Origin of the sequence: Neobacillus dielmonensis, assembly GCF_000612665.1 — a bacterium.
GTDB classification, from domain to species: Bacteria; Bacillota; Bacilli; order Bacillales; family Cytobacillaceae; genus Neobacillus; species Neobacillus dielmonensis.
The window spans coordinates 1-18637 of sequence record NZ_HG942076.1; the positions used below are offsets into that span (position 1 = coordinate 1).

Genomic DNA, 18637 nt, shown 5'->3' on the forward strand with positions numbered 1-18637 from the left:
ACTGCGGTAATGCGGTATTCTGGCGGGGGTCTGTCCCCCATTGCGATAATGCGGTATTCTGGCGGGGGCCTGTCCCCCATTGCGGTGATGCGGTAATCGGCCGGGGGCCTGTCCCCCACTGCGGTAATGCGGTAATTCAAGTTAAAAAGGAGGTTCAAGTCCTGCTAGGTGATGGTCTTGAACCTCCTTTTTGTCTGTACATGGATACTGATGTATTGCTTTTTGTTATTATACTTTTTTCACTAGTTTCATTTTAAAACTTTTAATCTTGGAGTTACCGTGTTTCATGGTGTAGATTCCAAGTAATTCGAGAGCAATCCCACTGCCATAGCCTAACCCTTCAATGAAGTCCGGCAAATGGATATGATAAATATGTAAGAACAGCATGATAGCAATGATTACTGTGCCGATACGGAAATATTTATTCGGTCCTTTCACAAATGTTCACCTCCCACGTATTTTCCATTATACAATATTATATCATTTTTGGAATAATATTACATAAATCTTCTTTATTCAGAGATTTCTAGATAAAAAAGGAAGTTTAAGACCTTCTGAATGATGGTCTTAACCTCCTTTTGGTTTTTTCGTAATTTGCTTGTACTGATTTTAGTTTATTTAACTGCTTGCTTTGCTTTCCTTGCTGCTAGTCCGATGATGACTAATGCTGTTCCCAATAATAAATAATTATATATCGGAGAAGCGGTATTCGGTAAAGTGTGCCCTGTTGTTGTTCCTGAACTACTGCCTACAGTATTCTGCGTATTAGTGGTAGTATTCCCTGCGCTACTGCTATCGCTGCCGCTATTGTTTTCAGGCTGAGTACTGCCGCCTCCCGAATTATTGCCAGAAGGCTGCTCGGAAGTCGATTTAATGGCTGTAACTTCTATCACTTCTACTTTTTGAATTCCTTTAGCATCTTTTACAAAAACCGAATATTTACCATTCTCAGTGACCGCAAACTGACTTCCCGTAATCTCGGTTCCAGCAGTTTGAAAGTCTGCTACTGTTTTTTCACCTGCGAGCCATTTCATTGTTGCTGGCTGTACCGCATCAGTCGAAACAGTAATCGTTACCGGACCTGATGTTGGTTCAGTGGTAGACGGCGTTAGATTGACGGCAAAATCACTTGGCAACAAATCGTTGGCCAACTTTGCAAGGACCTGATGGCCCGTTACAGTGGGATGAATATCCCCAGGGAGGATCAGTTCCGCTTGCTTGCCATTAAAAGCTGAATAGGCATCAACTACAACGGCTCCGAATTGCGCCGCGAGAGGAGTAATTACATTGGTGTTTATAGCCGGAATCACACCTTCCCCAAAACTTTTTAGTGGTTCTGAGCCAAAAGGGTTGTACAAATTATAGAAAATAATTTGTGCATCAGGGTTCAATGCTCTTACGGTTCCAAGGACTGTTCCAAGATTGCTAGCCAAAGTCGGTATGGATTTCACCAATGCGACTTTAGCGGCGTCCATTTCCTCTTGTGTTGGCATCACTGGAGGGGTTGCCCTTAATTTTGCCAGGATGGTTGCTGCTTCAGGGACCTGCAATAAATCATTATTTCCAATGTCCAACGTGATGACATCAGCATTTTTAATGGCGGCCTGATTTTCCGGCGAATTATTAATGGCAGAAAATAAATCAGTGGTCTTCCAGCCTCCGCCACTAATATTCTTAGCCACTGTATATTCACTAGGTTGAATTAAATAAGGAAAAGCTTGTTCATTAATCGGTTGTGTCGAACTATGATCATCTCCAAGATTCCATCCATGAGTAATCGAATCCCCTAGCGCCACTATACTCTTTTTTTCGCTAGTATCCGCCAAAACAAATGAAGCGAAGAAGGCTTGGAAGACAAGCATAAAGACAAACAGTAATGATAATCTCTTAAACTTCAAAAAAGTCCCCTCCAAATTATGTATATTTTCCTATCATTATATCATATTTTGTAATTTTTTGAATATTTTTACCTATATTATGTAAAACTTCCATTACCGCCTAACAGGAAACCATCGACTTTTCTCACTAGGAAGGAAATAATCCTTTTCCATTCTTGTTCGGTGAGCTCGGCATCCACAACTTCCTTGATCATCTCATTAATCTCATCAATAGTCCCGTCGTATAACTCCTTATGGGAGCAGACCGTCGACATGGCCACAAGAACCGTCCCCATGGGCCCCCATGGGCCCCCCACCCCAATGGTTCACATGGTTTCACGATTTTGTCATTTATTTTTCAGTCTGTTGTGGGATGAAGTGCTTGAAAAGGAATAGAATGAGGTTGATAGGATGATGCAAATATTGAACAGTTCCTGTTATTTGAGAACTTTTTGGTAAGGAGGAAGTTTTATGGGATTCTCTAGCATCAATTGGGCTCTTGTTGCTCCACTTATAGGCATTGAACTTATTTTAATGATTATTGCTGTTGTCGACCTTTCCAAAACTACTACTCAGACCAATGGCCCGAAATGGATGTGGGTGCTGATTTCCCTTTTCTTCAGCATTATCGGGCCTATCTTGTATTTCACCATAGGCAGAAAACACACGTAACCAAGTTCCGATTGAAGGGTGTGAACAAACATGAAGATGATGGAAGTCACAGCGTTATCCAAATCCTTCGACACCGTCAATGCCGTCAACAACTTGTCGTTTTCCCTTAAGGAAGGACGCTGCACAGCGTTGCTCGGCCCAAATGGGGCTGGAAAGACGACGACATTGGAAATGCTCGCCGGCCTACTCGTTCCTACTAAAGGAACGATTCTATTTATGGGTTCAAACCAAGCCGATTACCGGGAACACATCGGCTATTTGCCGCAGCAGCCGGTCTTTTTCTCTTGGATGAACGCAGTGGAGTATCTCGTGTTTATGGGCGAACTGTCTGGCATGGCCAAAGCAACAGCAGCCAGCCGTGCTGACGAATTGCTAGAGCTCGTAGGAATGGCCGATGCGAAGAAGCGCAGGATTGGCGGTTATTCTGGCGGGATGAAACAACGGCTGGGAATTGCACAGGCCATGATCCATGAACCAAAACTGCTGATCCTCGACGAACCCGTTTCCGCCCTCGATCCCGTTGGACGAAGGGACATGCTCGAGATGATGAAAAGGCTGAAGGGCCACATGACCATCTTGTTTTCTACTCACATCCTCCATGACGCCGAGGAGGTTTGTGATGATGTGATGATGATCCACAAAGGGGAACTGGCCGTTGCAGGCTCACTTCCCGAATTGCGCCGGAACTATCTGGAAAATATCATTATCATCTCGGCGGAGGAGAGTTTGGATACATGGGCACGCACTCTAGAGCGTTGGACTGTCATTACGGAGGTTAGAGTTAGAAATAACACTCTTGAACTATTTGTCAGCGACTTGGATAAGGCTCGGAGCCAGCTTCTTGCCGAAATAACGGAAAAGAAAATCCCGATTTCAAGCTTTACAGTCGGCTCAACGACCCTTGAGGACCTGTTCATGAAGGTGGTGGGAAAATGAACAAGTGGTTGGTCTTATTTCGGAAAGAATGGCTGGAGATGGTTCGTAACTATAAAGTGATTTGGCTGCCCCTCGTTTTCGTGGTATTTGGCCTGCTTCAGCCCATTACCCTCTACTATCTGCCGGATATTTTAAAAAATGCCGGGAACATGCCGGAAGGAACGGTTATCAAAATCGCTACTCCTTCAAGCGGCGAGGTACTATGTGAAACATTGTCCCAGTTCAATCAGATGGGAATCTTAGTCATTGTGCTGGCTTTCATGGGTATCGTCGCTGCGGAGCGTAGAAGCGGGATGATGAAAATGATCCTTGTAAAGCCGGTTACCTATACGTCGTATATCCTGTCAAAATGGGTGAGCGCCCTGTTGCTTACCTTTGTTTCGCTTTCCCTCGGCATGCTAGCCGCCTGGTATTATACCATTCTATTGATTGGGTCGTTTCCGTTCGTTGACCTAGCCCAGGGGACAGGAATCTACTTCATTTGGATTTCATTTTTACTAACATTTACACTATTCTTGAGCAGCCGTCTGAAAAGCAGCGGCCTCATCGCAGCATTAGCCCTATTACTTGGCATCGTTCTGTCACTTGTAACACCGCTTCTAGAAAAATGGATGAAATGGAGCCCAGCACAGCTGACAGGCGCCGCTTCTTCCCTATTAACCGAGGGTGCCGCCCAAGGAAACGTTCTCCTGCCACTTACCATCACCATACTGCTCACAGCCCTATTCCTTTACCTTGCTGTACGGGAGCCATAGGGACGGTTCGAGGCCACTGAAAAACCTTCGATTTTTCAAGAATCTTTAAAGAAAATCAAAAGACGAGGAGGCTCCCCGGCACGCCCGCGGAAAGCGAAGCCGCCTGGAGTGGAAATCAACTGACGATTTTATTCACGAAAACTGAATTCAGGGACTTTTTCAGTGCCCTCGGACGGTTCTCCTGGCTCACAACAAAACTCCTCGTTCTGTTAAGAACGGGGAGTTCTTCCTTTGGTGGGAGGGATTAGTTATCCAACTGAAAAGTTTTCATCATTTTGGGAACTATGTTCTGGAGAAACTCATTGAGCTGTGGATCGTTTTCGATGTATGGTGTGACAATATAGGAATAAATAATATCACTGTCTTCTGTCAATTTCACTTCGACTCCTGCCGGGTTTAACGCAGTCCATACTTGTTTTTCATACATATGGAAACTCAGCAATAATGGCTTACTGGCAGTATTAGAATATAGATTAATTTCACTAAACCAAGGATTATTCTCCTCATAATCCGCTCTTTCAAAAATCAGCCGATCCATCCATTCCTTTGGCACCGAAAAATGATAGCCTTCAGTAAAATAAATGGTCGTGAAATCAGTGGGCTGTGAGATATCAATCCCATGACTTTTGAAAAAAGCTGCATTTAAGACATTTTGAATATCCGAATAAGCTAAATGATATTGCAGCGTGCCTTCTGCGTAAGAGGCATATTCGTACGGCGGGAAATACATCATTAGTCCTTCCTTCGTTACATAAACCTGCTTTAGGTCATCGGAACTGATTTGTTTAAACTCCCCCATTGCATCAAGTGTATGTAACACATCTTGTCTTAGGACGAGTTCACTAATGATTTGTTTTGTTTGCAGTGCATTGCTGAACAATTCGTTTGCCTCCACGATTCGTCCTTTATCTAAATCTACTAAAATTGGAATCCGCGACGGCATGCCATGTGCGGCCCCGCTGAGATAGAAATATTGATCGTATACGAAACTGATCAGGTGTTCATTTTGAAACGTGATTTTGTATTTGGAATAAAACGAAGACGGTGCGTTTGGGTCCTCGTTGGTCATTTGACTCTCATCCACGTTGTTCGCTTTTTCCTTTAGAATGGCATTCAATTTGTCTTGTGCCATTTTATCCTTCAAGCCATCAATCTGCGGATAAACTATATTGATGATCGGGTTTTCTTTCACAATCGATTCATCACGAATTTGAATATTTTGTTGAATGGGGGGCCCAGGTTGGTTGCTTGGTTTTTGAGGTTGACCCGTAGCTTTCCCAGGCTGAACAGCAGGTTTCCCCGGCTGATTAATCCCCTGTCCTGGTGATGTGCTAGGTTTTTCTGTCTCACCTCCGTTATTTTCCGGTTGCTGGTCCTCTGTCACATTTGGCTGTTCCGCCATTGGCTTTCCTTCTTCCGTATCCCTGCACCCTGCGGCAAGGAGAAAAATTACCACAATGGGCACTGTCCACTTAAGCTTCATCCTCTCACTCCTCGTGATCCGTCACCCTATAAATATAACTTTCCTCCTATTTCTAGAATTGGATTTTTTAAAACGATGAAACATGGGGAAGGCTCTTCCGCCTCACTAATTTTTGAAAACCAAGCTGGAAGAGGGAACTAGAACCAGGCTGCGCCGGACCAAGTTCCCGAGAATGAAATAGCTTATTAGGAGATATAGGACCCCGCTGATTGGCATCTAATCGTCCTTTCAAACCTGAGTTTGCATGGAATCATAGCCCCAAACCTGTCGATTAGAAGAGTTTATAAGACTAGTTTTCCGTCCTTCAACAAATTTTTTGTTCATTATTCTTAATCAATCGTTTGATTAAATGACTAGCTGGTACTATTAAAATACCCTCTCCATTTCATTTCCCGGTAAATAATTTGTCAAAGAATGAAATATTTAATGAAACATGTTCATGTATAAAACTGTCGAGGACCGCACTAATGACAGAGCCATATGTATAAAAATGAAGCAGGAGAACCGTCCCCCTGCTTCAAGTAGTCTATTAAGCTTTGGTTGTTTCGTTTTGGCTGGCTGCGGCTGTGAGAGGATTGGGACTGGCGATCCATCTATAGACGAAGGCGGCCAAGCTTGATCCAATTACGGGGCCGATCACGTAGATGGGAAACTGGTTCCATGGAATGTTTCCTCCTGAGAAGCTGCCGACAAGGTAGGGTCCGAAGGTTCGGGCCGGGTTAAAGGAGGAGCCAGTCGCTCCGGCCGTCATCATGATGATCCCGCCAACCGTCAGCCCAATAATCAGGCCGGCGAAATCCTTTGGTGCCCGATGATCAACCGCCATTCCCATTATGACCAACATTAAAATAAAGGTTTCCATCGCTTCAATCACAATCCCCTGCAGATAACCGGTCGAAGGAGACAGTGTTGTTGCGCCCAAATTTCCAATCGTTGCCCCATCCGAACCAAGCACCACAAGAATCCCGATTGCCCCAATAACTGCCCCCACGAGTTGGCCAATTAAGTAAGGCAGCACTTCCCTTTTCGGAAATTGCCCGATTACAGCAAGCCCAATGGTGACAGCAGGATTAATATGACATCCTGAGATTTTGCCAATCGTATAAATCATCGCAATAACCACAATGGCAAACGCCAAACTGATCACGCCAATATCAGCGAGAGTGGTACCCTGACTATTATTGGCCGCAAGAATTCCGTTAAAGGCAGCAGCACCTGGTCCAATAAACACTAACAAGGCTGTACCGATGCCCTCAGCAGTAGAACGCTTCCATAATGACGGAGATGAATCCATGGTCTGCCTCCTGTCTAAAAATTATTTCAGCACTCCATGCGGGTCAATGACAAACTTCCTCGCCACGCCGCGATCAAACTCGCTATATGCACGTGGGGCCTCGTCCAGTGAAATCACGGTAGCATTTACGGCTTTGGCAATTTGGGCTTTGCCGCTAAGAATGGAATTCATCAGCTGGCGGTGATATTGCATAACGGGTGTTTGGCCGGTGACGAAGGTATGAGCCTTAGCCCAGCCTAGCCCAATCCGAATTTTTAAAGAACCGATTTTCGCATCCTCATCAATAGCGCCTGGGTCTCCAGTAACGTAGAGGCCAGGAATCCCTAATCGTCCACCCGCACGAGTAACCTGCATGATGGAGTTTAGGACAGTGGCAGGGGCCTCTCCATGATTTGGTCCATGACCATGGGCTTCAAAGCCAACGCAGTCAATGGCGCAATCCACTTCAGGCACTCCCAGAATTTGTTCAATCTGTTCTCCAAGATTATCGTGCAGACTCAAGTTAACCGTCTCACAACCGAAACTTCTCGCTTGGCCAAGTCTCTCTTCATTCAGATCCCCAACAATTACAACCGATGCACCAAGCAGTTGGGCTGAGTGCGCAGCAGCAAGACCTACAGGACCTGCCCCGGCAACGTAAACGGTTGAACCTGTTTTAACACCAGCACTAACGGCACCGTGATAGCCTGTTGGAAATATATCAGACAGCATCGTTAGATCACGGATTTTTTCCATTGCTTGGTCTTTATCAGGGAATTTCAGCAATTGGAAATCCGCATACGGAACCATCACATACTCCGATTGGCCGCCTACCCAGCCGCCCATGTCGACATAACCGTAAGCAGAACCCGGACGGTCTGGATTGACGTTCTCGCAAATATGGGTATTCTGTTCTTTACAGCTGCGGCACCTTCCACAGGCGATGTTAAACGGAACCGATACAAGGTCGCCTTTTTTGATAAACTCCACATCACGGCCAACTTCAACGACCTCACCGGTAATTTCATGGCCTAGTACAAGTCCGGATGGAGCAGTAGTCCGGCCGCGGACCATGTGCTGGTCGCTGCCGCAAATATTGGTGGTAACTACTTTCAAGATGACACCATGCTCACATTTACGGCCAACATTCAGCTTATTAACCCCCGGGCCATCCCTTAGAACCAAATCTGGATAGTCAATATCCCTCACTTCCACTTTTCCTGGACCAACATAAACAACTGCGCGATTGCCTGCCATTAAAAAAATTCCCCCTTTTAAGAATGGTACATCCATAAATAATGCAAGTACCGTGCCAACTTAAAAAAGCCGTTAAAATAGCCTTTTCTTCCTAACCAAATTTGTAGGTGTACCACAATGAAACAGAAATCGTCTCATTTTGATACAATCTATTGGAAGAAAATTCAAAATCACCGGTTTATGCTATAATTGAAACAACGGGATGGTTCTTCTGCTTCATAAATTGAAGCAAAAGAACCATCCCCTGCACCAATTTTATGAGAGGTGGATTTGTTGCGATATCCTGTTGAGACTGTTGAGGCGGAGATGATTCGAAATTCATGGAAGCGGTGTCATTTAATCGGTTTAAATCCTGTGATTCCGTCTGGAAATCCGATAGTTGAGGCAAAACGGCTGGATCATGCAATGAAGGAGAACCATGATCTTCTTCAACAGGCAGTGCCTGTCCTGGAAAAATTTTTTCCGAAGTTAAAATTGATGCGGCAGGTTGCCGTATTGGTTGACCGAAATGGAATCATCATCCATGCGATTGGAAATCCTGAACTCTTACATACAGCAAATACCATTCATTTAAGCTTGGGGGCCAATTGGAACGAACGGTCAATGGGGACGAACGCCATAAGTGTTTCCTTAATCGAGAAAAGGCCGATTCAAGTCAGAGGAAATGAGCATTTTTATAGTGATGCCCATTTTTTAGCGTGTTCAGCGGCCCCGATTTACACACCTTCAGGAGAACTCGTAGGCGTAATTAACATCAGCAGTCGAATCGAAGATCACCATCCCATGAACCTGCAGCTTGCCTGTATGACGGCAGAATTAATTCAAGATAAATTGCTGATCGAAAGAAACCAAGCAGAGAAGCTCGTTTTGCAAAAGGAAATGGATATATTATCAGACCAACTGCCTTACCCGGCCTTGTTGTTGGACCAAGATGAACGGATTATTCAGGCCAACCAAGCGGCCCGAAAGTTTTTAGGAAATCAATGCCTTGGAGACCAGCTTCACCGGAAAAATCATTTTAAGATGGTAGAGATTTATGACGACCGCAGTCGATTCTGGGGTTCTGTGGCCGTCAGCCGTCCAAAACTGCCTCCTAACTCGTTGACCCAGTTACACACTTTTGATGATGTGGCCGGACAATGTCGGAGGATCTTAGAGACGAAAGAATTAGGAAAAAAAGTATCATTTACCCATTTGCCTATTTTACTAATTGGAGAAAGTGGGACAGGCAAGGAATTAATGGCCCAGTCGATTCATTCACACGGGCCATTACGTGAAGGTCCCTTCATTGCCGTCAATTGCAGTGCGATTCCTGAGAGCCTGATTGAGAGTGAATGGTTTGGGTATGAGCCCGGGGCATTTACCGGAGCTAGCCGGCGTGGCAGTATCGGGAAATTTGAGGCAGCCAATGGCGGGACGATTTTTCTAGATGAAATCGGCGATATGTCTCTACGGGCACAAGCTGCCCTGCTGCGGGTGCTTCAGGAAAAAGTAATTACCCCTGTCGGGAGTACCAAAAATAAATCCATTGATGTGAGGGTGATCCCGGCCACTCATCGAAATTTAATTGAAGAAATCCAGGCCGGCAGGTTTCGGTCCGATTTATATTACCGGTTAAAGGGAATCCAAATCAACCTCCCCGCATTACGGGACCGTCAAGACCTGCCCTTTTTAGCTGAGTTTTTTTTACAAAAAATGAATTACCCCATAACAACCTTATCCAAATCGGCCGTTGATAAGCTAACAAACTATAGCTGGCCGGGGAATATTCGCGAACTCAGGAATGTGTTAATGCAAGCTGCCTTTTTAGCAGATGGACAGCCGTTATCCGCCAAGCATATCATCTTCGAAAAAGGACTAACGGAACCAGCAGAAAATCAACCAAACCCAACCATAACGTTAGAAGACACTGAAAAACTAACCATCAAAAAGGCCCTGCAACAAACAGAATGGAACATCAGCAAAGCAGCAAAACTCCTCAAAATCAGCCGAAGCACTCTTTACCGAAAAATCAACGAGTATAACATTCAGCCATTTTAAAGAGAATCGAAAACCAAATGATTTTTACAAATTCAACTACTATAAGGTATAAAACTTTCAGAAATCAGGGATGAGAAATTGAAATTTAAAGAAAAAAAGAAGCGAAAAAAGAAAAAATGGAACTGGATTCTCGAACTCGTCGATCTGTTCGAAGTAATCGGACAGCTCTTATTATGGCTCGTACATGGAGCTGTCAGGTTACTAGCCAAACTATTTTAGTGAAACAAAGGGACGGTTCTCGTGCTGCCAAAAATGATGCACAAGAACCGTCCCCGCGTTTCACTTCCAAGGAATCAGTATTCGTTCGAGCCATTGCAGGCCTCTGTTAAAAAGTAACCCCAATAGAGATAAGATTAGGACACCGGCCATGAGTTTAGTGGTGATCATGAGGTTGCCGTAGTGCAGGACCATGGCGCCGATTCCGTATTGGGCGGCGATCATTTCAGCTGAGACGAGCAGCAATAGGGCTGTTCCAGCTGCTAGCTTTAAGCCGGCAAAAATCGTCGGCAGTGCTCCTGGCAAAATCACTTTCCGAATCACGTTCACATGGTTGGAACCAAAGGTAACGGCCGCTTTAATCAGAATCGGATCGACACTTTTTACACCGGAAAAGGTATTAATCAATACCGGAAAAAACACCCCAAGTGCAATAATCGCCACCTTTGGCATTTCCCCAATCCCAAACCAAAGAATAATTAACGGCAATAAAGCTATTTTAGGAATCGGATAGATGGCATACACAATCGGAGTAAAAATTGCATCCGCCCGCTTCGAGAAACCAAGCATCAGCCCGACAAGAATCCCGAATACCGCCCCAATGGCATAGCCTCCCAAGATCCGGTACAGGCTGGCCATAAAGTTTTTAAACAGCTCGCCGCTGCTAATCAATTGCCAGCCATCCATGATAATGGCGGAAGGTGCCGGCAAAAACAGCGGCGGCACAATGTTCAACCGGCAGACGAGCTCCCAGAGAACAAGCAGCCCAACAATCCCCGCAACGGAAACATAACCGGGTATCTGTTTTTCAAGAAAAGCAACACGGTTTTTGATGACTTTCTTCGTCGTCGGTTCCATCGATTAGGCCTCCTTTATCGCTGCTTGAGCGTCATGGCGGATCAAATTCCAAATCTGGTCGGAATAACGCTCAAATTGCTGGCGATATTTTTCTTGGTCACGGCCCATTCTCGGTAAATCAATCTTGATAATCTCTTTGATTTCCCCAGGATGCCGTGACAGGACAATCACACGGTCCGCCAAATAGACGGCTTCTTGAATGTTATGGGTCACATAAAGGGTGCTTAATTTTGTCCGATTCCAAATCGTTAGCAATTCTTCCTGCATAATTGTTCGAGTCTGCGCATCCAAGGCTGAAAAGGGTTCGTCCATCAGAAGTAAATCGGGCTCCACCGCAAGGGCGCGGGCAATCCCCGCCCGTTGCTTCATACCGCCTGACAGCTGTTTCGGATACGCCTTCTCAAAGCCGGTCAGCCCTACCATATCAATGTAATGCTGGCCAATTTCCTGACACTCCTTTTTGCTTGCGCCTCGCTCCTCCAGCCCATAAATGACATTCTGATACACGGTCCGCCATGGCAGGAGGGCAATTTCCTGAAACACAATGCCTAGGGTTGGATCTTTGTCCTGCTTTCCTTCAAAATAAACCTCTCCCTGACTCGGGGACAGCAACCCCCCTACGATATTCAGCAGGGTCGATTTGCCGCAGCCACTCGGGCCAACCAAAACAACAAACTCTTGTTCTTCAATAGAAAAGTTAATATTTTTCAGTGCGGTTACTTCCTTCTTTTTGGCATCACCGAACCGTTTTTCCACATTATCAATGACTATTCTCATGTTGACACTTCCTTATTGCTGTTTCAATGCATCCTCAAGCAATTTTGTATTGACGATTTCTTTAGCATCGATGGCCTTATCAATCAGCTTTTCTTTTGCATACCAGTCGATTTGCGTTTGGATATCCTTCTCTAGCAATTTACCATCCGGATCCATATAAGGGAGACCTTTTTTAATCAGTTCTGGGTCTTGATCGACATATTTGGCAATGATATTGACCACTTCATCGTAATTCTTCCCTGGAACCACTTTTCCGTCTTTAGTGGTTAGGACAGCATCATAATAGTAACGAGTTGCCTTTGCATATGCTTTTAAAAAGCGAACGGCTGCATCTTTATTATCGGCAAACTTCGGTGAGTAGAAAATACCGGAAGTTTGGTAGTCCATTTCATCCCCTACTTGGGTAATCACTTTTCCATAACCTTCTGCCACAACATTGGAAATGTTAGGCTCATTTAAGATAACAGCATCGACTTGCTTGCTTTTCAATGCCTCCATCAGACCTTGAATGCTGTTAAGCGGTACTAATTGAACATCCTTTAAAGAAAGTCCATTTTTTTCTAAAATTCGGCCCGCCATATAGTGGAAGGTAGAGCCAGTTTGGGTAATGCCGATTTTCTTGCCTTTTAAATCTTTAGGTGAGCTGACACTCGAATCCTTTGGCACTAGCAGGGCAGAAGATGAAAACCCTTTTGCTTCACGGCCTTTGTCCGCCACGATCCATAGCTTTTGTCCGCCTGCCACCATATTGTAAAGACTCGCAGTGATTCCGGTTGCCCCTACATCGACACTGCCTCCCGCTGTTGCAACGGCGATTGGCTGGGCTGCCTCAAACCATTTGACATTCGCTTTAATGCCTTCATCTTCAAAAAATCCTTTGTCAATCGCTATAAATAATGGTGCCGAACTCGTTAACTTTAACATTCCAATATCAACAGAAACCTCTTTAGCCGACTTTTCTCCTGAACCCTTAGATTCACTCCCCTTGTCCTCCTGCTGTCCACAGCCAACTAGAACAAGCGCCAGCGTCATCACAACCGCTAAGAGCCGTAAAACTTTTTGCTTCATCACGTTAAACCTCCAAAGTATAGTAATCCCCTCTATTATAACGCAGCTACCCGCAAATTCGACATAATTTTCTAAAAAAACTGCAAATAGAAGCAGAGGAACAGTTCTCCTGCTTCATTTTAGTCTTGTCTAACGGCTTAAGTAAAGTGGCTTTAGGGGAACATGTCTTGCCAATTAGCCTTTTGTTTCAAAAAAACAGCTAGACTCCCATTAAAAAGTCTAGCTGTCTCTGTTACTATACATTTAAATAATTTCTAGCTAGTGCCTCATCCATATAATCAGTTGAGCCGTTGCCGTCCAAGTCAACATTCAATTGTGTCGCTCCAGGCATCGTTGTTTCAAAGCGGTCAATCACCGAGTTATGGTCCAAATCTGCCTGAAATTGGTCAAATTGTAAATCGTGATTAAGGTCATTTTGAAATTGGTCCCAAATTCCATCATGATTAAGGTCGTGTAAAGAAAAGTCACCATGATGGGTTAGCTCATACATTTGCAAATCATGCGCGTCAACTTGGTGATCAAAATCGACATCCCAGTCATGAAACGGGTCTAAATCTATTGGCATATCAATCACTCTTTCTACTATAGTTTATTTAAAAAAGTTGCCTATTCTATTAACCGTTTGAGATATTTTTTTGGACTGTTCTTCCAATACATGCTCGATCGTATGGTCAACTCTCACACCAAGGTCCAATTTATAGGAATACTTAAACTCCTTGTATGGGCATTTCCAGGAAAGCTGGTCCATGTTTTCATTTATACGCTGCAGATTTTCTCTCTCTGTTTCTTCTTGTTTGGCGTCACTCTTTAAAATAGAAGCCAGTTCTTCATGAGCAGGCAAGAAGCCCAGCTTGCGAGAGATGTTCAAGGCCCGAATAGAAAGCTGGTTCCTATCAGCGGTTTTGTACATTTGGGCCAAATAAAAGAAGTATTCTGCGCGGTCTGCTTCTTCTCGTTCTTTTTCAATAGCCAGTGACATGTTTTTAATCGCATGTTTTAAAAAGGTCTCGCGCTCATCTCCAGTTTTTAAAACAGCTAAGTAGTATTGAGCCTTTGCGTAGATCGCCAGTTCGGATACAGAAGCTGTCTTTTCTTTTATCTTTTTGGAAACTAGCGAAAATATCATCAGTAAACATTTTTTTGGATCAAATTTTTCATATTCATCATCTATTGTATTTAAGCCAGTCGATAGCCCCTTGCCTACAATAAAGCCAATTGGGTTGATAACACCTCTGGCTACAGACACTCCACCCTTTAAATGACGATGGGTTAGAAACGCTTCATAATAAAATAACCAATATATAGGGTTGTTTGGCTCTTCCTTTAATAATTTTTGCACTTTTCCTAATCCTGAAACGCCTTGTGTGGCATCCCCAATGATACTAATAATAGGCAACTTCGATAACTCCGTCTTTGCCGTACGTGAAAAAGCACCTAATTTCTTTTTATTATCTTCGGTTAAAACCTCTTTTTTCAAATCACCCCAAAAACCCATCTATCCAACCCCTTGTAGAATAGTCAGTTCAGTCGTGTTGCACTATTCATTTTCCCATCGATTTTCCATAAAAACAATTACTTACATTATTTAACATGTGATATATTCTAACATCCCATATGTATGATCGGCTGCGTTCTATAAAAGGTTTTATTATTTTCCAAAAAAAGGAAACTGATGTCCATTCCCATCCCGGATTACTTAGATTCAAAAAGAAGAACCTAGCGAGTCAGCCTGGTTCTTCTAGATCGGCGGTGAATATTCCACCCAGATAGGACGCGTGTTCAAGATACTGCTGCACAAATTCCTCTAAAGACATGGGTATGCCTGTGTCCTCCAGCCAATAATCATAACTCACAGCAATACTCCGCTTAATCAAATCATTATAAAGCCACTTATTTGCTAGTGGATGGTCCAGACTGGCTAGAACACTTTCAACTTCCATTTTTCTGGATATGCCCAACACCCCCAATCGTTCTGAAGCAGGGGACGGTCTCCTGCTTCACTATGTTTCACTGAAAATTTAAAATTGCATTATTTTTGCGGGCAATATTTTTTCAGTATAACTTCGTCGGACGCAGCAGTTGTTTACTTTCAGGTAGTTTGCATTAAAAAAACCACTCTGGCTGTATACTAGTATTACAAAACCGTTTTTTGAATCTTTTTATTTCTAGGTTTCACATTTTATAAAAAGTAAGACTGTGCTACTATCTATCAGTATGTTTTCCAAAAAAACACAAATTCATGTTTACCAATAAGTGCTTGTTGTGGCCAATTGCCAATTGAATATATATTGAAAGGGAAACAAATGCTTGAAATGCGAAAACTCCACTTTATGAAATGAACATGGTCAATAGATGACTGTAGGAGATGGGATATGGGCTCTTATGCTGCGATGTTTAATTTTAAGTTGTTATTTTTTTCACTCTGTATTGTACTGATTACATCGTACACTGCTTTTGATTTATACTTCCGTAAGGTTTTATTAACTAAAACCGGTCGTCAGTACTGTATCAAAAGCAGTTCGGCTGTGTTGGGATTAGGTATTTGGTGTATGCACTTCATCGGAACCTTATCCTACCAACCAATCCACCAAATGAGCCTTGACCCTATTTTTGTATGGGGCTCTTTATTCCTATCCATCACAGGCTGTCTTTTTTCATTTGCTTTTTTTAGAAAAATAGAGGGGAAATCCCGCCTTCTTATGAGTAGTTCCCTCTTAGTGGCAACCATTGCAGCCATGCACCTGATTGGCATGTATTCTCTACACAAGAATGCCTCACTTCACTACCAGCTGACAGAGCTGTTCGTTGCTATTTTGATTTTGTTTACGGGATCCTATATTTCGTTTCGCTGGATAGCACATATGAATACGAACCAGCAAAACCATTTTACAACGAAGTTAAAGAGCGCTTTAGCCTTAGGCTTAGGCGTAGCGGGCTTTCATTATATCCTTATGTATGATGGATTCCTGTCGCCGCTTCACCATCATTTACAAGAAAATTCTTCCACAGGCAATAATATGGGGATGACCATATTAGCACTTTATGTTGGAGCTGCTACAGTTATTATTTTAATAATTGTCCTTATTTCATCTTATGTGGAAGGTAAATTTTTGAGACAAGCATTAAAATTAAAAACCAATGAACAATATTATCAATCCCTTTTTTACCATAATCCGGACCTCATTATTACGTTCGATACGAAAGGCTATTTTCTGGGCATGAATCATGTGGTGGAAGCGTATGGGTATTCCGAAACGGAATTGCGAAATCGTCCGTTTGCCCCGTTGATTGTACCAGAAATGTTAGAGACAGCCTTAGAAAATTACTATAAAGCAGCCAGTGGCACAGCAACGAATTACGACACAGCTTTCTATAATAAATTTGGGGAGCGCATTGAAGTAAACGTAACCAATCTCCCCATTATCGTGGATGGAGAAATTGTTGGTGTATATGGGATTCATAAAGATATAACGAGACACAAACAAGACCAGCAGGCATTAGCAGAGGCAGAATTGAAGTATCGGAGCTTAGCGGAAGATGCCATTGTAGGTATTTATATTATGCAAGATGGTAGATTGGTATACGCCAATCCCCAACTAGCTAGTATGACAGGATATTCTGTAGAGGAGCTCATCGGCTCGGATGTCACCAATTATATTGTTCCTGAGGACCTTTCTGTTCTTGAAAAAAACACTCAAAAAATTTTAACAGAAGAGATGCCAGCCCTTCGTTATGTCTATCGCATCGTGAACAAAGACCAAAGTATTTTACAGTTTGAAATACACGCTTCCAAGACCTTGTTTCAAGGAAAGCCAGCGATTATTGGCAGTATCATTGATATCACCGAACAAAAATTGGCACAAGAAAAAATTAAATATTTAGCGTTCCATGATGCTTTAACAGGATTACCGAATCGTTATAAATTTAATTCCCGTTTTCAAGAAGCCATGATGCACCAAGAGATGAAATCAGCTGCCATCCTCTTCTTAGATCTAGACCGTTTCAAATTGATCAATGATACACTTGGACATGATACGGGCGACCAGCTGCTAAAAGAAATTGCCGACAAGTTAGCAACCTGTATCACCCCAAAAGATTGCCTAGCAAGAATCGGCGGCGATGAATTTATTCTATTCATGCCGCAGGTGGACCGACCAGGTGTTATTCATACAGCGGAGCGAATGCTGGCGGCTTTAAACAAACCGATTCATATTAAGGGATTGGAGATGTTTATTACGCCAAGTATCGGGATTAGTCTCTATCCTCATGATGATAAAGAGGTCGGTAATTTAATAAAAAAAGCTGATTTAGCCATGCATCAAGCGAAACGTATGGGAAAGAACAATTATCAATTTTACCAAAATCAATCAATAGAAACGACAAACGAACGGTTTGAACTGGAACATGACTTGCGTAAGGCAGTGGAACGCGAGGAATTTGTTTTATACTATCAGCCCAAAACCAACATTCAGTCTGGTGCATTAACCGGGATGGAAGCATTAATCCGTTGGCAGCATCCTGATAAAGGGATTATTTCCCCTGATCAATTTATTCCGTTAGCTGAAGAAACTGGATTGATTGTTCCAATCGGGGAATGGGTATTACGTACAGCTTGCAAGCAGTTAAAAGGACTGCTCGATACAGGGTTTCCCCCTGTGCTCGTTTCGGTTAACCTGTCACTGAGACAGTTTTTCCAGCCTGATTTTATTGGGATGGTAAAATCGGTTTTGGCTGAAACCGGTCTATCTCCTGAATATGTGGAATTGGAGATGACTGAAAGCATGATGATTGATACCCATCATGCCCTAAAGATTGTAAGAGATTTGAAAAAATTAGGGGTCAAAATCAGTTTGGATGATTTTGGGACAGGATATAGTTCTCTTCACTATTTAAAGGAATTTCCGGTTGATACGATAAAAATTGATCAATCCATTGATCAATCCTTTGTTCGTGATAGCTTAACAAATGGAAGCAATGCAACCATTGTAAAAACCATCATCGCCATGGCGCACCAGTTAAAAATGACGGTCATTGCTGAGGGAGTCGAAACAAAAGAGCAGTTGACCTTTTTGCAGCAGCATCTCTGTGATTCGGCACAAGGCTATTTATTCAGCAAACCTCGACCACTCGAAGAAATCATTAAAAGTATCGATACCTTCAAACACTGCGTAAAACATGTGTAAAATATGGGGACGGTTTTATTGCTTCAAAATTGGAAGCAGGAGAACCGTCCCTGTGTTTCATTAATCCATATCATATTTGTCCAAACTTCAATAAAATGCCTCTAAAAGTATTGTTTGACTCAAATATTGTTATTTTCTTCTCGGATTTCCTGTCAAAAAAGAAAAACCCTCGTTCGATTAAAATGCTGATTCCCGTTATCTTAAAGCTACCTAGGAATGATTGGGAAAGCGCGCGATCCAGG

At 43.2% G+C, this 18637-nt stretch carries 18 protein-coding genes and 1 pseudogene; 7 read left to right on the forward strand and 12 right to left on the reverse strand.

Going from position 1 to position 18637, the window contains the following annotated elements:
- Window positions 1-228: 228 nt before the first annotated feature.
- The 3 genes from BN2425_RS16610 to BN2425_RS16620 all read right to left on the reverse strand — a co-directional run bounded on the left by BN2425_RS16610 (window position 229) and on the right by BN2425_RS16620 (window position 2173).
- Window positions 229-438, reverse strand: coding sequence for a hypothetical protein (locus BN2425_RS16610; protein ID WP_042461816.1), 210 nt, complete (start codon window positions 436-438; stop codon window positions 229-231).
- Between the two features lie 176 nt (window positions 439-614).
- Window positions 615-1898, reverse strand: coding sequence for an SGNH/GDSL hydrolase family protein (locus tag BN2425_RS16615; protein ID WP_042461818.1), 1284 nt, complete (start codon window positions 1896-1898; stop codon window positions 615-617).
- A gap of 77 nt (window positions 1899-1975) precedes the next feature.
- Window positions 1976-2173, reverse strand: coding sequence for a hypothetical protein (locus BN2425_RS16620; protein WP_042461820.1), 198 nt, complete (start codon window positions 2171-2173; stop codon window positions 1976-1978).
- Window positions 2174-2348: 175 nt separating this feature from the next.
- On the opposite strand from BN2425_RS16620, the gene BN2425_RS16625 reads away from it, so the two are divergent.
- The 3 genes from BN2425_RS16625 to BN2425_RS16635 are packed head-to-tail and all read left to right on the forward strand — an operon-like array spanning window position 2349 to window position 4240.
- A complete protein-coding gene (locus BN2425_RS16625) occupies window positions 2349-2549 on the forward strand; it encodes a PLD nuclease N-terminal domain-containing protein (RefSeq protein WP_042461823.1) in 201 nt (66 codons plus the stop codon).
- Between the two features lie 39 nt (window positions 2550-2588).
- Window positions 2589-3485: an ABC transporter ATP-binding protein gene (locus BN2425_RS16630; RefSeq protein WP_319922085.1), complete on the forward strand. Its 897-nt coding sequence runs from the start codon at window positions 2589-2591 to the stop codon at window positions 3483-3485.
- Complete coding sequence (locus BN2425_RS16635) at window positions 3482-4240, forward strand: ABC transporter permease (RefSeq protein ID WP_042461827.1); 759 nt, start codon at window positions 3482-3484, stop codon at window positions 4238-4240. The genes BN2425_RS16630 and BN2425_RS16635 overlap by 4 nt, the downstream gene beginning before the upstream one ends.
- Window positions 4241-4484: 244 nt before the next feature.
- Here BN2425_RS16635 and BN2425_RS16640 read toward each other — a convergent pair whose 3' ends face one another.
- The 3 genes from BN2425_RS16640 to fdhA all read right to left on the reverse strand — a co-directional run bounded on the left by BN2425_RS16640 (window position 4485) and on the right by fdhA (window position 8253).
- Window positions 4485-5723 (reverse strand): PdaC/SigV domain-containing protein, encoded by a 1239-nt coding sequence (locus BN2425_RS16640; protein WP_042461829.1) that lies wholly within the window; start codon window positions 5721-5723, stop codon window positions 4485-4487.
- A 529-nt stretch (window positions 5724-6252) separates the two neighbouring features.
- Window positions 6253-7017, reverse strand: a complete 765-nt coding sequence (locus BN2425_RS16645) for an MIP/aquaporin family protein (RefSeq protein ID WP_042461830.1) — start codon at window positions 7015-7017, stop codon at window positions 6253-6255.
- Between the two features lie 21 nt (window positions 7018-7038).
- Entirely contained in the window at window positions 7039-8253 is a 1215-nt protein-coding gene (gene fdhA, locus BN2425_RS16650; protein WP_042461832.1) for a formaldehyde dehydrogenase, glutathione-independent, read from the reverse strand.
- A gap of 273 nt (window positions 8254-8526) precedes the next feature.
- On the opposite strand from fdhA, the gene BN2425_RS16655 reads away from it, so the two are divergent.
- Together BN2425_RS16655 and BN2425_RS22580 are read left to right on the forward strand one after the other, a co-directional pair.
- Window positions 8527-10293 carry a sigma-54-dependent Fis family transcriptional regulator gene (locus tag BN2425_RS16655; protein ID WP_235714667.1) on the forward strand — a complete coding sequence of 589 codons (1767 nt, stop codon included), beginning with the start codon at window positions 8527-8529 and terminating at the stop codon, window positions 10291-10293.
- A gap of 78 nt (window positions 10294-10371) precedes the next feature.
- Entirely contained in the window at window positions 10372-10512 is a 141-nt protein-coding gene (locus BN2425_RS22580; RefSeq protein ID WP_154663527.1) for a hypothetical protein, read from the forward strand.
- 60 nt (window positions 10513-10572) lie between these two features.
- Here the strand turns inward: BN2425_RS22580 and BN2425_RS16660 are convergent, their stop codons facing one another.
- The 6 genes from BN2425_RS16660 to BN2425_RS16685 all read right to left on the reverse strand — a co-directional run bounded on the left by BN2425_RS16660 (window position 10573) and on the right by BN2425_RS16685 (window position 15170).
- Window positions 10573-11367: an ABC transporter permease gene (locus tag BN2425_RS16660; RefSeq protein ID WP_042461834.1), complete on the reverse strand. Its 795-nt coding sequence runs from the start codon at window positions 11365-11367 to the stop codon at window positions 10573-10575.
- 3 nt (window positions 11368-11370) lie between these two features.
- Window positions 11371-12144 (reverse strand): ABC transporter ATP-binding protein, encoded by a 774-nt coding sequence (locus tag BN2425_RS16665; protein ID WP_042461836.1) that lies wholly within the window; start codon window positions 12142-12144, stop codon window positions 11371-11373.
- Window positions 12145-12156: 12 nt separating this feature from the next.
- A complete protein-coding gene (locus BN2425_RS16670; RefSeq protein ID WP_042461838.1) occupies window positions 12157-13212 on the reverse strand; it encodes an ABC transporter substrate-binding protein in 1056 nt (351 codons plus the stop codon).
- 235 nt (window positions 13213-13447) lie between these two features.
- Window positions 13448-13777 (reverse strand): hypothetical protein, encoded by a 330-nt coding sequence (locus BN2425_RS16675; RefSeq protein WP_042461840.1) that lies wholly within the window; start codon window positions 13775-13777, stop codon window positions 13448-13450.
- Window positions 13778-13801: 24 nt separating this feature from the next.
- Window positions 13802-14707 carry a hypothetical protein gene (locus BN2425_RS16680; protein WP_042461843.1) on the reverse strand — a complete coding sequence of 302 codons (906 nt, stop codon included), beginning with the start codon at window positions 14705-14707 and terminating at the stop codon, window positions 13802-13804.
- A gap of 229 nt (window positions 14708-14936) precedes the next feature.
- On the reverse strand, window positions 14937-15170 hold the full coding sequence (locus BN2425_RS16685) for a hypothetical protein (protein WP_154663528.1): 234 nt from the start codon (window positions 15168-15170) through the stop codon (window positions 14937-14939).
- A gap of 432 nt (window positions 15171-15602) precedes the next feature.
- Here BN2425_RS16685 and BN2425_RS23565 point away from each other — a divergent pair.
- Window positions 15603-15878: pseudogene (locus BN2425_RS23565) on the forward strand (MHYT domain-containing protein); the annotation flags it as partial.
- A 33-nt stretch (window positions 15879-15911) separates the two neighbouring features.
- Complete coding sequence (locus BN2425_RS16690) at window positions 15912-18395, forward strand: EAL domain-containing protein (protein WP_235714668.1); 2484 nt, start codon at window positions 15912-15914, stop codon at window positions 18393-18395.
- Window positions 18396-18637 lie beyond the last annotated feature (242 nt).

Excerpts from the sequence above, each read along its gene's own strand:
- BN2425_RS16620 (WP_042461820.1), bottom strand. The coding sequence starts at position 2,173 with ATGGGGACGGTTCTTGTGGCCATGTCGACGGTCTGCTCCCATAAGGAG.
- BN2425_RS16625 (WP_042461823.1), top strand. The coding sequence starts at position 2,349 with ATGGGATTCTCTAGCATCAATTGGGCTCTTGTTGCTCCACTTATAGGC.
- BN2425_RS16630 (WP_319922085.1), top strand. The coding sequence starts at position 2,589 with ATGGAAGTCACAGCGTTATCCAAATCCTTCGACACCGTCAATGCCGTC.
- BN2425_RS16635 (WP_042461827.1), top strand. The coding sequence starts at position 3,482 with ATGAACAAGTGGTTGGTCTTATTTCGGAAAGAATGGCTGGAGATGGTT.
- BN2425_RS16640 (WP_042461829.1), bottom strand. The coding sequence starts at position 5,723 with ATGAAGCTTAAGTGGACAGTGCCCATTGTGGTAATTTTTCTCCTTGCC.
- BN2425_RS16645 (WP_042461830.1), bottom strand. The coding sequence starts at position 7,017 with ATGGATTCATCTCCGTCATTATGGAAGCGTTCTACTGCTGAGGGCATC.
- fdhA (WP_042461832.1), bottom strand. The coding sequence starts at position 8,253 with ATGGCAGGCAATCGCGCAGTTGTTTATGTTGGTCCAGGAAAAGTGGAA.
- BN2425_RS16660 (WP_042461834.1), bottom strand. The coding sequence starts at position 11,367 with ATGGAACCGACGACGAAGAAAGTCATCAAAAACCGTGTTGCTTTTCTT.
- BN2425_RS16665 (WP_042461836.1), bottom strand. The coding sequence starts at position 12,144 with ATGAGAATAGTCATTGATAATGTGGAAAAACGGTTCGGTGATGCCAAA.
- BN2425_RS16670 (WP_042461838.1), bottom strand. The coding sequence starts at position 13,212 with ATGAAGCAAAAAGTTTTACGGCTCTTAGCGGTTGTGATGACGCTGGCG.
- BN2425_RS16675 (WP_042461840.1), bottom strand. The coding sequence starts at position 13,777 with ATGCCAATAGATTTAGACCCGTTTCATGACTGGGATGTCGATTTTGAT.
- BN2425_RS16680 (WP_042461843.1), bottom strand. The coding sequence starts at position 14,707 with ATGGGTTTTTGGGGTGATTTGAAAAAAGAGGTTTTAACCGAAGATAAT.
- BN2425_RS16690 (WP_235714668.1), top strand. The coding sequence starts at position 15,912 with ATGAGTAGTTCCCTCTTAGTGGCAACCATTGCAGCCATGCACCTGATT.